General features: G+C 72.4%; 10 protein-coding genes. 2 read left to right on the top strand and 8 right to left on the bottom strand.

The features are described 5' to 3' along the window. Positions 1 to 45 precede the first annotated feature (45 nt). Complete coding sequence (hrpB, locus tag ACIBO8_RS17090; RefSeq protein WP_396116169.1) at positions 46 to 2,517, top strand: ATP-dependent helicase HrpB; 2,472 nt, start codon at positions 46 to 48, stop codon at positions 2,515 to 2,517. On the opposite strand, the gene ACIBO8_RS17085 is transcribed toward hrpB, so the two are convergent. From ACIBO8_RS17085 to yidD, 5 genes are all read right to left on the bottom strand, one after another. Continuing rightward, complete coding sequence (locus ACIBO8_RS17085; RefSeq protein WP_396116396.1) at positions 2,514 to 4,844, bottom strand: putative bifunctional diguanylate cyclase/phosphodiesterase; 2,331 nt, start codon at positions 4,842 to 4,844, stop codon at positions 2,514 to 2,516. The genes hrpB and ACIBO8_RS17085 overlap by 4 nt on opposite strands. A 125-nt stretch (positions 4,845 to 4,969) precedes the next feature. Further along, positions 4,970 to 5,692, bottom strand: coding sequence for a PP2C family protein-serine/threonine phosphatase (locus ACIBO8_RS17080; RefSeq protein ID WP_396116168.1), 723 nt, complete (start codon positions 5,690 to 5,692; stop codon positions 4,970 to 4,972). A 175-nt stretch (positions 5,693 to 5,867) separates the two neighbouring features. Further along, on the bottom strand, positions 5,868 to 6,890 hold the full coding sequence (locus tag ACIBO8_RS17075) for a hypothetical protein (RefSeq protein ID WP_396116167.1): 1,023 nt from the start codon (positions 6,888 to 6,890) through the stop codon (positions 5,868 to 5,870). Further along, positions 6,887 to 8,008: a transporter substrate-binding domain-containing protein gene (locus ACIBO8_RS17070; RefSeq protein ID WP_396116166.1), complete on the bottom strand. Its 1,122-nt coding sequence runs from the start codon at positions 8,006 to 8,008 to the stop codon at positions 6,887 to 6,889. Before ACIBO8_RS17070 ends, ACIBO8_RS17075 begins: the two co-directional genes overlap by 4 nt. A 55-nt stretch (positions 8,009 to 8,063) precedes the next feature. Further along, the gene (yidD, locus tag ACIBO8_RS17065; protein ID WP_396116165.1) at positions 8,064 to 8,324 is read right to left on the bottom strand and encodes a membrane protein insertion efficiency factor YidD; all 261 of its coding nucleotides are present in this window, start codon (positions 8,322 to 8,324) and stop codon (positions 8,064 to 8,066) included. Positions 8,325 to 8,482: 158 nt separating this feature from the next. On the opposite strand from yidD, the gene ACIBO8_RS17060 reads away from it, so the two are divergent. After that, a complete protein-coding gene (locus tag ACIBO8_RS17060; RefSeq protein WP_396116164.1) occupies positions 8,483 to 9,232 on the top strand; it encodes a hypothetical protein in 750 nt (249 codons plus the stop codon). On the opposite strand, the gene treZ is transcribed toward ACIBO8_RS17060, so the two are convergent. Genes treZ through glgX form a run of 3 tightly spaced genes read right to left on the bottom strand, consistent with a single transcriptional unit; the run spans position 9,233 to position 15,356 of the window. Next, positions 9,233 to 10,966: a malto-oligosyltrehalose trehalohydrolase gene (treZ, locus tag ACIBO8_RS17055; RefSeq protein WP_396116163.1), complete on the bottom strand. Its 1,734-nt coding sequence runs from the start codon at positions 10,964 to 10,966 to the stop codon at positions 9,233 to 9,235. Positions 10,967 to 10,968: 2 nt separating this feature from the next. Continuing rightward, entirely contained in the window at positions 10,969 to 13,245 is a 2,277-nt protein-coding gene (gene treY, locus ACIBO8_RS17050; RefSeq protein WP_396116162.1) for a malto-oligosyltrehalose synthase, read from the bottom strand. Next, positions 13,245 to 15,356: a glycogen debranching protein GlgX gene (glgX, locus tag ACIBO8_RS17045; protein WP_396116161.1), complete on the bottom strand. Its 2,112-nt coding sequence runs from the start codon at positions 15,354 to 15,356 to the stop codon at positions 13,245 to 13,247. Before glgX ends, treY begins: the two co-directional genes overlap by 1 nt. Between the last annotated feature and the right edge of the window lie 135 nt (positions 15,357 to 15,491).

The following is a 15,491-nucleotide window of genomic DNA, read 5'->3' as shown; positions in this document are numbered from 1 at the left end:
GCGGGGGTGTTCAACACACCACATCCCGTACGCGAGACTGGGCCGGTGCTGATCTCCGCCGCCGCCCTTCCCGACCTGCCGATCCGGCCGGCCCTGCCGGACGTGTCCGCGGCGCTGGCGGCGCACGGCGCGGCGGTGCTGGTGGCGCCGCCTGGAACCGGCAAGACCACGGTCGTGCCGCTGGCGCTGGCCCCGGGCGACCGGGGGCGGGTGATCGTGGCCGAGCCCCGGCGGGTGGCGGCACGCGCGGCGGCCAGGCGGATGGCCGCGCTGCTGGGCGAGGACGTGGGCGAGCGCGTCGGCTACACCGTGCGCGGCGACCGCCGGGTGTCCGCGCGCACCCGGGTCGAGGTGGTGACCACCGGCGTCCTGGTCCGGCGGCTGCACCGGGACCCGGAGCTGGCCGGCACGGCGGTCGTCGTGCTGGACGAGTGCCACGAGCGGCATCTGGACTCCGACCTGGCGCTGGCCTTCCTCGTGGAGGTACGCGCCGCCCTGCGACCCGACCTGCACGTGCTGGCCACCTCCGCGACCGCCGAGGCGCAGCGCTTCGCGACCCTGCTCGGCGACGTACCGGTAATCACGGCCGGCGCGGCGCTGCACCCGGTGGAGGTGCGCTGGTGCCCGCCGAAGCAGCCGATCACGCCGCCGCACGGGCTGCGCGTCGACCCGCGGCTGCTGGAGCACGTCGCAGCGACGGTGCGCCGGGCTCTGGCCGACGGCGACGGTGACGTGCTGGTGTTCCTGCCGGGTGCCCGCGAGATCGAGGCGGTGGCGGGGCGGCTGCGTGACGTCGGTGCCACGGTGGTGCCCTTGCACGGCCGGCAGCCGGGGTCCATTCAGGACGCCGCGCTGCGCCCGTCGGCGCAGCGGCGGGTCGTGCTGGCCACGGCGGTCGCGGAGAGCAGCCTGACGGTTCCGGGGGTACGGGCGGTGGTCGACGCCGGGCTCAGCCGGGTGCCCCGGATGGACCACGCCCGCGGCTTGGGCGCCCTGGTCACCGTGCCGGTGTCGCGGGCGGCGGCCGTGCAGCGCGCGGGGCGTGCGGGCCGCGAGGCTCCGGGGCGGGTGTACCGCTGCTGGTCCGAGGCCCAGCACGAGCGCCTGCCCGCGCAGCCGGAGCCGGAGGTGGCGGCGGCCGACCTGACCGGCTTCGCGCTCGACCTCGCCCTGTGGGGGCACCCGGACGGCACCGGCCTGGCGCTGCCGGACCCGCCGCCACCGGGCGCCCTGCAGGCGGCGATGAGCACCCTGCGGGCGCTGGGCGCCACCGGCGAGGAGGGCCGGGTGACGGCACGCGGGCGCAGTCTGGCCGACGCCGGGCTGCACCCGCGCCTGGCCCGGGCGTTGCTCGACGGTGCACCGCTGGCCGGGGCCCGGCGGACGGCCGAGATCGTCGCCCTGCTCGACGCCGGACGCACCGGCGACGACGTGGTCGCGGCGTGGCGCCGGGCGCGGTCCGAGCCGGACGGGGCGTGGACCGCGGAGGTACGCCGGCTCACCGCGGCCCTCGACCGGCAACCGGCCCGCAGCGGCGGGCCACGCCTCGGCGACGACCTGGCGGCGGGACTCGTCGTCGGCCTCGCGTACCCCGAACGGGTGGCCCGGGCGCGGGAGGCCGGCTCCCCGGCGTACCTGATGGCCGGCGGGACCGCCGCGGAGCTGGCCGGCGGCAGCGGCCTGGCCGGAACGACCTGGCTGGCCGTCGCCGACGCGGACCGCGCGCCGGGGGCACGGACCGCGCGCATCCGCAGTGCGGCCCCGCTCGACGAGACGACGGCCCGGACCGCGGCGCAGACCCTCGTCGCCTCCGCGACCGAGATCGGCTGGATCGACGGTGACGTGGTGGCCCGGCGGATCGAGCGGCTGGGCGCGATCACCCTGGCGGAGCGCCGGATCGAGGACCCGGATCCGGCGCTGGTGCGGGCGGCCCTGCTCGAGGGCCTGCGCCGGGAGGGGCTCGGGCTGCTCAGCTGGTCACCGGCTGCGACGGCGCTGCGGCAGCGGCTCGCCTTCCTCCACGCGACGCTGGGCGAGCCCTGGCCCGACGTGTCGGACGCGGCGCTGGCCGGCGCCGACTGGCTGGACCTGGGCCGGGCCCGCCGCCGCGCCGACCTGGCGCGGATCGACGTTGCCACGGCGCTGCGGCGGCTGCTGCCGTGGGAGATCGCGGGTCGCCTCGACGAGATGGCGCCCGAGCGCCTGCCGGTGCCGAGCGGATCCGCGATCCGGGTCGACTACGGCGAACCGGCCGCCCCGGTGCTGGCGGTGAAGCTGCAGGAGACCTTCGGCTGGCAGGACACCCCGCGGCTGGCCGGCGGCCGGGTGCCGGTCGTGCTGCACCTGCTCTCCCCCGCCGGCCGCCCGCTCGCCGTCACGGGCGACCTGGCCTCGTTCTGGGTCAACGCCTACCCGCAGGTGCGCGCCGAGATGCGCGGCCGGTATCCGCGCCATCCGTGGCCCGAGGACCCGGCGGCCGCCGCGCCGACCCGGCACACCAACCGGCGGAGAAGCTAGGGCGCGATCATCATTCCGGGACCGGACTGCGTGGGGATCGCCCGGGTCAGGCTGCGGGCCGGCGCGGGCTGGCCGAACAGGTATCCCTGGCCGAGATCGCAGCCGAGGTCCACCAGCGCCCGGGCCCGGGCCGGGGTCTCCACCCCCTCGGCCACCACGGACACGCCCAGCTCGGCGCAGATCCGCAGCACCGAGCGGCACAGTGCGCCCGCCCGCTCGGGTGCGACGTCCACATCGGTCAGTGTGGAGTCCAGCTTGACGATGTCCACGGGCAGCGAGTGCAGCTGGGCCAGGGCGTTGTAGCCGCTGCCGAAGTCGTCGAGGGCTACCCGTACGCCGTGCTGCCGCAACCGGTGCAGCACTTCCACGGCCGGTGGCAGCTCGGGAATCCGGCGGGTCTCGGTGATCTCGACGACGAGGCGCGACGGGCGTACGGCGTGCCGCTCCAGCGCGCACAGCACCGCCTCCTCGAGCCCGTGCTGCCCGAGCCGCGCGGCCGAGACGTTGACGTGCACGTCGATCGGGCGGCCGTACGCGTTGGCCAGCGCCGCCGCGTCCGCGCACGCCCGGTCGAGCACGAAGTCGTCGATGGCCGCGACCAGCCCGGTGCGCTCGGCGACCGTCACGAACACCTCCGGGTCCACCGGCCCGGCGATCGGATCGGTCCACCGGGCCAGCGCCTCCACCGCCACCACGGCGCCGTCGGAGAACCGGACGATCGGCTGGTAGTACGTCTCGAAGCCAAACTCGGCCGGCGCCCCCACGGCCCGGGCCAGCAGGTGCGGCAGGTCGGCGTTGGGCCCGCCACCGGCGCCCGCGGAGTAGCGGGCCATGGCGTTCTTGCCGCGGCGCTTGCTGACGTACATGGCCGCGTCCGCCCGGCGCAGCAGCACGTCCGCGGAGAGCTCTTGATCGTCCGGCTCCGGCAGCACCAGGCCGAGGCTGGCGCTGACCGCGACGGTGTGCCCGTCGATCACGTAGGGCTCGCGCAGCGCCGCCAGGATCCGGTGGCCGGTCTCCTCGGTCTCGGGTCCGCGCCGTTCCAGCAGGACCGCGAACTCGTCGCCGCCGAGCCGGGCCACCAGATCACCCGGGCCGACGGCGGCGCGCAGGCGGTCGGCGACGATCCGCAGCAACCGGTCACCCATCGCGTGGCCGAAACCGTCGTTGATCAGCTTGAAATCGTCCAGGTCGGCGAAGAGCAGGGCCACGGGCACCCGGCGATGACGGTACGCGTCCAGCGCGAGCACCAGCCGCTCCTGGAACAGCGCGCGGTTGGCGAGCCCGGTCAGCGGATCGTGGTACGCCAGGTGGTGCAGCTCCTGCTGGCCCTCGGAGACCCGCGCCAGCAGCACGGTGTTGTCCACGATGGTGAACATCTGCCGCGCCACGACCAGGCCGAGCACCAGCCAGCCGAGATAGGCCTCGTACGACGTCAGCTGCCCGCCGCTGCCGGTGCGCACCGCGATGAAGACACCGGTGGCCACCACGGGCACGTACGGCAGCAGCAGGTGCAGCCAGTCCCGTTCCACCCGGTCCAGCGGCCGTACCTCGCCCAGCCCCTTGTTGCTCGCCGCGGCGAGCGCGAGCAACGCCGGCCCGAGCAGGTATCCGGCCGACACGAGCGAGGCGGGCAGCCCGTCGCCGGGACGCAGCAGCCGCAGGGTGTCCGAGCAGCCGAGAGCGATCATCGCGCACACCATCAGCCGCAGCGGCGCCAGCGCGGCCCGCGACGAGGGCCGGGTGATCAGCAGCAGCACACCCATGACGATCAGCACCAGGTCGACGACCGGGTACGCGGCCGCCACCGCCACGGCCCACGGGTCGCGCCCGGCCTCGTCGAACAGCCGGACGGGCAGCGCCGGCCACACGATCGCCAGCAGCGAACCGGTGATCAGCACACTGTCGATGACCAGCACCGTGCGGTCGCGCCGCAGCGACGCCTGCACCGGCCGGGGCAGCGCCATGGAGCCGGCGACCAGCGCCACGAAGGTCAGCAGCGGCAGGGTCAGCAGGGCCACGTCGGCGACCGAGACGGCGGGAACCGTGGTGGGGCCGGCGATGTCGCGGATCGTCCACCAGAGCCGCACCAGCGCCCACGTCGCCAGGGCAGCGCCGAGCAGCACGCGCCACACGATGCGGACGCCGGTGTGGCCGCGAGCCGCGTGGAAGCAGGCGATCGCGGCCGCGGCGCCGGCCGCGAACTGGGTGGTGTCGTCGTAGAGCCGCTGCGCGGTGCCGGCGGGGACGACCGACGCGCCGACGGCCGCGACGACGGCGACGAGCACCAGCGTCACGGGCAACCGTGCCGGCAGTCCCGTCGTCATCACCACCCGCAGCGCCCTGGAACGAACCGGTCGTCGACGGGATCATCCACCGCCGAGCGACCGGAGTAAGGTACCGCAGCCGCGGCCACCTGCAAGAAGCGTGCGCCGCCGGACAACCCGGGCGCTCAGTCCTCGACTGTCAGATCCGCGACAATCACGGTGACGTTGTCGGGGCCACCGCCGCGCAGCGCGAGGTCGGTCAGGCGCTCGGCGCACACCTGCGGCGCGTCGCCGGCGAGCAGCTCGGCCTCGATCTGGTCGGCGGCCACCACCGTGGTCAGGCCGTCGCTGCAGAGCAGCCAGCGGTCGCCCTGCTCGGGCTCGACGATCACGTACGACGGGCTGACCGGCTCACCCTGCAGCGCCTGCGTCACGACCGCGCGCCGCGGGTGGCTGCCCGCCTCCTCGGGCCGGATCAGCCCCTGGTCGACGAGCATCTGGACGTACGTGTCGTCCTTGGTGAGCTGGTTGAGCCGGCCGTCGCGCAACAGGTAGGCGCGGCTGTCGCCGACGTGGGCGAGGGCGGCCCGGTCGGCGGAGAAGATGACCGCGGTCAGCGTGGTGCCCATGCCCTGCAGGGCGGCGTCGCCGGCGACGGTCTCGGCGATCCGCCCGTTGGCGACCTCGAGGGCCTTGTGCAGCGCGTCCATCTGATGATCGTTGTCGATCGGGACGTCCAGCGACGCCATGGCCTCGACGGCGAGACGGCTGGCGACGTCCCCGGCGGCCATTCCACCCATGCCGTCGGCGACGACCAGAAGCCGGTCACCGGCGTAGTAGCAGTCCTGATTGCTGCTTCGCACGTGGCCTTTATCGGTGACGGCCGCCCACCGCAGGTGCAAGGTCATGGCGTGCAGCCTGCCAGGTCGGGTCCAGCCTGTCTGCACGCGGTCGGCGGCGCGCCGTCACAGCGAGACTTGTTCACGACGGTGAAGGCTACCGGCACCACTTGCCGTGGGCGCGACCCAAGGTAGGGGGTGAACCATCATCGATCGCTCGCGAACTGCGGAAAAGGGCATCCCGTCACGGAACGAGCGGCCGGCCGACGCATCGCGGATCGACGTCCGAGAGCGGTCTGGTGGGTGCGACCCACTCCAGCGCGGACTCGTCGACCGCCCACCCCCGCACGGTGATCCGGCTGTGCTGGGTGCGTACGGGGTCGGCGCAGAGGGTCTTGGACTGCACCTGCGCGTTCGGGACGAAGACGACCTCGCCGCCGCGCTGCAGGATCGTGGTGGCCGTGTCGTCGACGGTGATGAGCTGGCCGCGGATCACCCGCACCGGAGCGTCCCCGTCGCGCACCTCGACCGCACTGTTCGGCAGCACGGGCGCCCGCAGGAAGACGACGCCGATGACGAAGGGTGCGATCAACGCCCCCGCCACCGCCGGCCAGTGCGTCGCCAGCCGGGCCGCGCGGGCCGGGACCGGGCCGGTGAGCAGCCAGCCCAGCAGCGGCGGCGCGATGAGCAGCACCGCGGTGCCGGCCTCACCGGCGGACCACGCGACGCGGATGCCGGGCCGCAACCAGATCAGCTCGAGCAGGCCGAGCACGACGGGGATCACCAGGGTGACCACGACGAGCATGCGGTGCTCGGTCGGATAGCGCTGCACCGCCGTGAGCCCGAGGATCGCGATCACGAGCATCAGCAGCGTCGGCAGCATCCGCATCTGCCAGGTGAAGCCGGCCAGCGCGACCGCCAGCAGCACGACCCAGTCGGGCATCCGCAGGACGGTGAGCGCGAGCAGCGAACGGCGCGCCGTCTCGTCCTCGTCGGGCGTGCTCACCAGCAGGATGCCGCCCAGCGTCCGCAGGACCAGCACCACGGCGGGCACGATCCAGACCAGCGTGATGACCAGGGCGCTGATCATGCCGAGCGGGCTGATGTACTGCACCAGGAGCAGCATCGTCGGCAGGTCCTGGCGGCTCAGATACCAGAGCCGCAGTACGAGCAGCACCAAGGGGAACGCGGGGAGCGCGGTCAGGAGCCAGTTCAGCTGAGCCCGCCGCAACTTCGGCCGGCGATCGTAGGTTCGCACCGTGGTCACGAGGTGAGGTCCTCCCACGGCAGCTCACGCACGTACGGCCGGGGCGTCTCCGGCTGCTGCGGGCGTGCGAGCGGAACGGGCGTCTTGTCGGGCTCGACGTTCGAGCTCGCCTCGGGAGCGATGTTCTTCTGATAGGCCTGCTCCCACCGGGCGTCCTTCGGATCGGCGTAGGACCGGTAGAGGGTCAGGTTCACCAGGTCCCGCAGCGCCTTGTTGTCCCCGACACTGACGCCCCACGCCTCGGTGTTGTCGTCGCCGAGGTCCCAATGGTCGTACTTGTCGGGGAATTTCGCCTTGAATCCCCCCAGGATGGCCGCATCGGTGCTGATCGCGTCAACCCCGCTCGAGGGGTTGTCCAGTTCGTCGAAGCACTGCGAGACGCGGTTACGCCGGACCAGTTCGGCGCCCGAGACCGACGCGGTGATCGCGCTGGTCGAAGCCGAGAGGGTGCAGACCTTCTTGCCCTTGAACTCCTCGAGGCTGGCGACCTTCGCGTGCCCGCGCAGGGTGATGACGGACTGCTCGGTGTGCAGGTAGGAGGAGGAGAACATGACGTTGGGCATCTCCTCGCGCTTCGCGGTGATGCTGTAACTCGCGATCACCATCTTCACCGGCACCGGGTTGCCCTTGAGATCGCTGGCCTCCATGCGGGCCCGGTCCTCGCTCTCGATGCCGTAGAAGCGCACGTCGTCCCGGCGGAAACCGAGATCCTCCGCGATCATGTACGCGATGTCGATGTCGAACCCGCTCCAGCTGCCGTCCTTGTCGCGGTAGGCGATGCCCGGCTGGTCGTCCTTGACGCCGATCGGCAGGGTGCGCCACTCGTCGACGCCGGCCGCACGGCGCAGGTCCTCCACCGACGGCGGCCCGACGTGGAACAGCGACACCCAGGAGAAGGCCAGCACGACGATCAGCACCACACCGAGCGCGGCGAGCCGCCACGGTGCCAGCGAGGAACCCCACGGCCGGACCGTCTCGGCAGGCAGTGCGAAAGTTCGGCGAAGCCCGGTCAGGGCGCGCTCGCCGCGGCGTTCCCGCGCACGCTGCCGGGGCACACCGCGCTGCTTCGGCGGCCGGCGCACCACCACCTTGCGGACCGGCGTCCGTTCCCCGTCCATCGTCGACACAGCTCTCCCGTTCCCCTCGCGGCGCGACCATCGTGCCTGATCAAGGTCACGGAACGGGGTCGGCGGTCCCGTACGCGACACCCGGCCGGCACCGGCGCAGCCGCCCGGCGGTCAGGATCAGCCCCCGGCGGGTCCCGTAGCGCTGCACCGCCTCCAGCCCGTACGCGCTGCACGTCGGCGTGAAACGGCAGCGGGTCGGCAGCCGGGGCGACACCCGGCGATAGCCCCGGATCGCCGCGGTGACCGCACGGGCGCTGCCCGAGCCGCGTGCTGCACCACCGATCCGGGCGAAGGCCAGCAGAGTCATGCTGAGCAGACCGAAGTCGCACCCAGGGATGTCACAGACATCGCAGTCACAGTCGCAGGCGTCGATCGCTCCGCCCCTGCGCTTCCGCCGCCGCTTCCTGCCCCACATGCCGACCATGGTGAAGCATGAGCGCGACATCACCGGGTACCCGGGCGACCATGAGACTCGCGCGTGCCCTCGTGACGGCCGGTGTGATCGCCGCCGGGGTGCGGGTCGTACGCTCCCGCACCCGTCGTTTCCTGCATCCGGACGGCCGCTCGTTCACCGGCGAGCTGGAGATCTGGGGCCTCGGTACGCCGACCGGCGCGGCCCTGCTCGATCGCCCCGGCCGCCACCCGGTGACCTTGCGGATCTCCAAGGGCGCCGGCACCCCACCGGGCTACCCGGACGTGCTCGGGGTCGCGCTGCGGATCCACGGGCCGGTCGCCGGGCACCGGACCGACCTGCTCTTCTCGACGGCCGGCCGGGGGCGATGGCTCCGGCACGTGCCGGTGCCACGGCCCAGCTTCGACAGCCGGTACGGCACGATCCTGCCCTACCGCACGGGCACCGGCGCGAAGCTCCACCTCAGCATCCAGCCGGATCTGGACGGCCGCGCGCTGGGCCGTACCCTCGAATCGGTCACCGCGGCCGCAGTCGACGACGGCGCGCGACTGATGCTCGCAGCCGCCGACGGCGACGGCCCCACCAGGCTCGTCGGCCGGGTGCGCTTCGGCCGGGCGCTGCCGGCGACCACCGACGCGGCGCTGGCGTTCGACCCGGTGCGCAACGTCCCGGCCGACCTGCACCCGACCGGCTTCATCCACGGCTCGCGCGCCTTCGCCTACCGGATCGGCCAGCGCTGGCGCGGCGCACGCCCCGCCGCACCGGACCCGGCGGCGGTGGCGCGCACCAACGCGCATCGCTGATCAGCGCGCGAACACCACCACCGCGGCCTCTGCCGGCAGCTCCACCCGGTCGCGCTGCAGGACCACGCCGGGTTCGGTGGCGAGCAGCACCTTGGTCGGCACCGAGCGCAGGCTGACCGTCTGCGGCACCGGCGCCAGGTTGGCCGCCACCACGCACCGGCCGCGGCGCATCACGACGAAGTGGTCGCCGTGCCAGACCTCCACGCGGTCGAGGCGCGGGTCGGACAGGTCGGGGTGCTCGCGGCGCAGGGCGATCAGCCGCTTGTGCAGGTCGAGCATCTCGGCGTGGCCCGGCTTGTCGCGTTCGGACCAGTCGAGCTTGGAGCGTTCGAAGGTGGCCGGGTCCTGCGGGTCCGGCACCTCGGCCTCGGCCCACCCGTGAGAGGCGAACTCGCGCCGCCGGCCGGTCTGCACCGCGGCCGCCAGCTCGGGCTCGGGGTGGCTGGTGAAGAACTGCCAGGGGTTGCTGGCCGCCCATTCCTCGCCCATGAACAGCATCGGCGTGAACGGTGAGGTCAGCAGCAGCGTCGCGCCGATCTTCAGCAGGCCCGGCGACAGGGTCGCCGACAGCCGGTCGCCGATGGCCCGGTTGCCGATCTGGTCATGGTTCTGCAGGTACGCGACGAAGCGGTGCCCCGGCACCCGGTTGCGGTCGACCGGCCGGCCGTGGTGGCGCCGGCGGAAGCTCGACCACGTGTTCGCGTGGAAGAAGGCGCCGGTCAGCACCGTCTCCAGGCATTCGAGCGAGCCGAAGTCGTCGTAGTACCCCTGCCGTTCCCCGGTGAGCAGGGCGTGCAGGGCGTGGTGCACGTCGTCGTCCCACTGGGCCTGCAGGCCGTACCCGCCGGCCTCGCGTGGGGTGATCAGCGTCGGGTCGTTGAGGTCGGACTCGGCGATCAGCGACAGCGGGCGGCCCAGGTGCGTCGACAGACTCTCGACCTCGGTCGCCATCTGCTCGAGCAGGTGGATCGCGTTGTGGTCGACCAGGGCGTGCACGGCGTCCAGCCGCAGGCCGTCGACGTGGTAGTCGCGCAGCCAGGCCAGGACGCTGTCGATGATGTACCGGCGTACCTCGTCGGAGAGCGGGCCGTCCAGGTTGACCGAGGCGCCCCACGGGTTGGCGCCCGCCGCGCTGAGGTACGGCGCGAACATGGGGGCGTACGCGCCGCTGGGCCCGAAGTGGTTGTAGACCACGTCCAGCACCACGCCGAGGCCCTTGGCGTGGGCCGCGTCGACGAAACGCTTGAGCCCGTCGGGGCCGCCGTACGCCTCGTGCGGCGCGTACCAGCAGACGCCGTCGTAGCCCCAGTTGTACTCGCCGTTGAACGCGTTGACGGGCAGCAGCTCCACCAGGTCGACGCCGAGCTCGACGAGGTGGTCGAGGCGCTCGATGGCGGCCTCGAAGGTGCCTTCCGGGGTGAAGGTGCCGACGTGCAGCTCGTAGAGGACGGAACCGGGGAGCTGACGCCCGGTCCAGGCGCCGTCCGTCCAGGAGAAGGCCGCGTGGTCGTACACCCGGCTGGGGCCGTGCACGCCCTCAGGCTGCCATCTCGAGCGCGGGTCGGGAAGCGGGCTGTCGTGATCCGGCAAAAGGTACGCATAGTCGGTGCCGGGCCCGGCCTCGGCCACGTCCAGGCGCCACCACCCGTCGTCGCCGCGTTCCATGTCCCGCTCGGCCCCGTCGATCCGCAGCTTGACGGTCTTCTCGGGCACCCATACCTCGAACAGGGTCATGGTTACTCTTTCACCAGCAGAGCGACGGGGTACGTGTGCAGCAGATCGGCCACGGCCAGGCGGTTCCCGCCGTAGCTGGTGTTGGTGAAGACTTCCGTCCAGGTGTGGCCGTCGAGTGTCAGCGTGGTGTCGTGCCAGCCGCCGTGGCGTGACAATCCCAACGGCAGGCGCGTCGCCACCGCGACCACCCCACCACGGTCGAAGGCGATCACGTGCTCGGCGGCCCGGCCGTCGGCGAACACCGGCCGGTAGTCGCGGAAGAGTTCCGGGCGCTGCCGGCGCAGGCGCAGGGTCCGGCTGGTGACCAGCAGCTTGGCGGCGCCGCTCTCGTCGATCGGCGGCTGCCAGCCGTCGTCGATGCGGGCGAGCAGCTCGCGGCGCAGGCCGAAGTCGACCGGGCGCCGGTTGTCCGGGTCCACCAGCGAGTAGTCCCACAGCTCGGTGCCCTGGTAGACGTCCGGCACGCCGGGCATGGTGAGCTGCACCAGCTTCTGCCCGAGGGAGTTCGACCACCCGGGTGCGGTGATCGAGCGGACGAAGTCGCCGACCTCGCCGTGCAGGGCGGGGTCGTCGTAGATCCGGTCGACCATGGTCCGCAGCGCGGTCTCGAACTTCTCGTCCTGCCGGGTCCAGCTGGTGCCGACGCCGCTCTCGCGGGCGGCCTTCAGGGCGTACGCCTGCAGCCGTTCCCGCTCGATCGGCCACGCGCCGACCGCGGCCTGCCAGATCAGGTGGGCGAGGGCCGGATCGGGCAGCGGCGCGGTCCGTACCCAGCGGCGGACCACCTCGGTCCAGTCGCCGGGGAGCTCGGCGAGCACGGCGAGCCGGGCGCGGACGTCCTCGCTGCGCTTGGTGTCGTGGGTGGAGAGCGACGTCATGCCGGTCGGCCAGCGCCGCTGGCGCTCGCCGGCGGTGTCGTGGAACTCGTCCAGGTTGACGCCGAACTTCGACGGGTCGTTGCCGACCTCGTTGCGGGCGGTGAAGCGGGTCCACCGGTAGAAGGCGGTGTCCTCCACGCCCTTGGCCATCACCGCGCCGGTGTACTGCTGGAAGCGGATCGCCAGCTCGTCGGCCGGGTTGCGCAGCCGGGCGGTGAGCAGGTCCAGGGCCGCGGTCAGCCCGGGGCGGCGGCGGCCGGCCTCGGAGCGGGCCCGGGCCAGGTGCCGCGAACCGAACGGTAGGTACGAGCGGTAGACCGGGAAGCAGGCGGCCAGCTCGGCGAGGGCCTCGGCGGCGTCGTCGATCTCGGGCACCAGGCGGCACATCCGGGCCAGCTCGGCGGCGAGCTGAGTGGTGGCGAGGTGGTACTTCGTCCGGTGGACGAGGTCCTGCCAGCTGGTCTCGCCGCCGGTGAGGTAGTGGTCGAGGGTGTCGAAGAAGCGCTCGGTGGTGGCGTCGACGAAGACGCCGCAGACCTCGGCGAGGGCGTCGTAGCCGGTGGTGCCGGCGACCGGCCAGTCGGGCAGCTCCTCCCCCGGCTCGAGGATCTTCTCCACCACGAGCCATGCGTCCGGTGCCGCCTCGTGCAGCCGGCGCAGGTAGTCGCCCGGGTCGCGCAGGCCGTCCGGGTGGTCGACGCGCAGGCCTTGGACCGCGCCCTCGGCATACCAGCGCAGGATCTCGCGATGGGTGGCCTCGAAGACCTCCGGATCCTCGACGCGCAGCCCGGCGAGGTCGACGATGGCGAAGAACCGGCGGTAGTTGAGCTCGGCGTCGCCGCGGGTCCAGTTGACGAGCTCGTAGTGCTGCCGGTCGTGCACCTCCCGGGCGGTGCCCTCGCCCGTACCGTCGGCGATCGGGTAGCGCTTGTCGAAGTAGTGCAGCTCGCCGTCCTCGACGCGCAGGTCGTCGAGTGCGTCCGGCTCGTCGGCCAGCACCGGGATCAGCAGCCTCCCGCGGGACCAGTCGATGTCGTAGAACTTCGCGTACGCCGAATCCTGCCCGTTCTTCAGCACGTCCCACCACGTCGGGTTGGCGGCGGGCACGGCCACCCCGGCGTGGTTGGGCACGATGTCGACGACCAGCCCCAGCCCGGCCGCGTCCAGGGCGGCCTTGAGCGCGACCCGGCCCTCCTCGCCGCCGAGGGCCGGGCTGACCCGGGTGTGGTCCACGACGTCGTAGCCGTGCTCGGAACCGGGCGCGGCGGTGAGGATCGGTGCGAGGTAGAGGTCGCTGACGCCGAGGTCGGCCAGGTAGTCGGCCTGCTCAGCCGTGGGTTTGAAGCCGAAGTCGGGGCGGATCTGCACACGGTACGTACCAGTGGGCTGGTGGGGGGCCATTAAACCGTCCTGTCCAAGACGATGAGCGAGCGGTCCGGTACGAGGATCTTGGAGCCCGCCTCGACCACGTTCGGGCGGTCGGGCGACGGTTCGGCCGTCTCGATGACCTTCTCCCACTTCTCGCCGTACTCGGCCGGCGGGGTGGCGAACTCGATCGGCGCGTCGTGGGCGTTGAAGAACAGCAGGAACGAGCTGTCGACGTGGCGCTGGCCGTACTGGCCGCGCTCGCGGATGCCCTCGCCGTTGACGAAGAGGGCGACCGCGCGGCCGAAGTCGTTGCCCCAGTCGTCGCCGGCCATCTGGCGCCCGTCCGGCGTGAACCATTCGAGGTCGGGCAGCGGGTCGCCGCCGCCGCGGGCGGTGACCGGCAGGCCGGTGAAGAACCGGCGCCGCTGGAAGACCTGGTGGCGGTGGCGGAACGCGGTCAGTTTGCGGGTGAACTCGAGCAGCGTCTCGTCGGCGTTCTCCCAGTCGATCCAGCTGAGCTCGTTGTCCTGGCAGTAGGCGTTGTTGTTGCCCTGCTGGGTGCGGCCGAGCTCGTCGCCGTGCGAGATCATCGGTACGCCCTGGCTGAGCATGAGCGTGGCGAGGAAGTTGCGCCGCTGCTTGGCACGCAGGGCGAGCACGGCCTTGTCGTCGGTCGGGCCCTCGGTGCCGCAGTTCCACGAGCGGTTGTGGCTCTCGCCGTCGCGGTTCTCCTCCCCGTTGGCCTCGTTGTGCTTGTCGTTGTACGAGACCAGGTCGTTGAGCGTGAACCCGTCGTGCGCGGTGACGAAGTTGATCGAGTGGAACGGCTTGCGGCCGTCGTCCTGGTAGAGGTCGGCGGACCCGGTGATCCGGCTGGCGAACTCCGCGAGGGTGGCGGGCTCGCCGCGCCAGAAGTCGCGCACGGTGTCGCGGTACTTGCCGTTCCACTCCGTCCAGTTCGGCGGGAAGTTGCCGACCTGGTAGCCGCCCGGCCCGACGTCCCAGGGCTCGGCGATGAGCTTGACCTGCCCGACCACCGGGTCCTGCTGAACCACCTCGAAGAAGGTGGACAGGCGGTCGACGTCGTAGAACTCCCGGGCGAGGGTGGACGCCAGGTCGAAACGGAAGCCGTCGACGTGCATCTCGGTGACCCAGTACCGCAGCGAGTCCATGATCAGCTGGAGGCTCTGCGGGCTGCGCACGTTGAGGCTGTTACCCGTACCCGTGTAATCCATGTAGAAATTGGGCTGGTCGTCGACGAGCCGGTAGTAGGTCCGGTTGTCGATGCCCTTGAGGCTCATCGTCGGGCCGAGGTGGTTGCCCTCCGCCGTGTGGTTGTAGACGACGTCGAGGATGACCTCCATGCCCGCGGCGTGCAGCGCCTTGACCATGCCCCGGAATTCCTGGGTCTGCTGGCCGAGCGAGCCCATCGCCGAATAGCCGTGGTACGGCGCGAAGAAGCCCAGGGTGTTGTAGCCCCAGTAGTTGCGCAGCCCCAGGTCGGCGAGGCGGTTGTCGTGGACGAACTGGTGCACCGGCATCAGCTCGAGCGCCGTCACGCCCAGCTTCGCGAGGTGGTCGATGATCGCCGGGTGGCCGATCGCCGCGTACGTGCCCCGCATGTCCTTGGGCACGTCGGGGTGACGCTCGGTGAGGCCCTTGACGTGCGACTCGTAGATCACCGAGTGGTGGTACGGGATGTCCGGGCGCCGGTCGTTACCCCAGTCGAAGTACGGGTTGACGACCACGCCCTTCGCCATGTGCGGCGCCGAGTCCAGATCGGACATCTGGTCGGGGTTGTCGAAGTCGTACGCGTACAGGCTCGGGTGCCAGTCGATGTCCGAGTCCACCGCCCGGGCGTACGGGTCCAGCAGCAGCTTGTGCGGGTTGCACCGCAGGCCGCGCGACGGGTCGTAGGGCCCGTACACCCGATAGCCGTACCGCTGACCCGGCTCCACCCCCGGCAGGTACGCGTGCCAGACGAAAGCGTCCTGCTCGTGCAGCTGGACCTTCCGCTCGTTGCCCGAAGCGTCGAAGAGACACAGCTCTACGGCCTCGGCGACCTCCGAGAAGATCGCGAAGTTGGTGCCCGTCCCGTCGTACGTCGCGCCCAGTGGATACCGGTGCCCCGGCCACACCTGCATGTGATGCTCCCCCTCGACCGTCGGTGCTCGCGGTCACGAGGAGTGACCCCGCGCGGGGCTCGTGTGCCCAGCCGAGCGGGGGTTCAATCCTGTGCGGCCGCGTCAGCGGTCATTCTCACCGACGCGGCTGATAAC

The sequence above is a fragment of the Actinoplanes sp. NPDC049681 genome (assembly GCF_044465265.1).
In the GTDB taxonomy this organism is placed as follows: Bacteria; Actinomycetota; Actinomycetes; order Mycobacteriales; family Micromonosporaceae; genus Actinoplanes.
The sequence above is the reverse complement of the archived record's forward strand: the minus strand, read 5'-3'. Positions and strand labels throughout refer to the sequence as shown.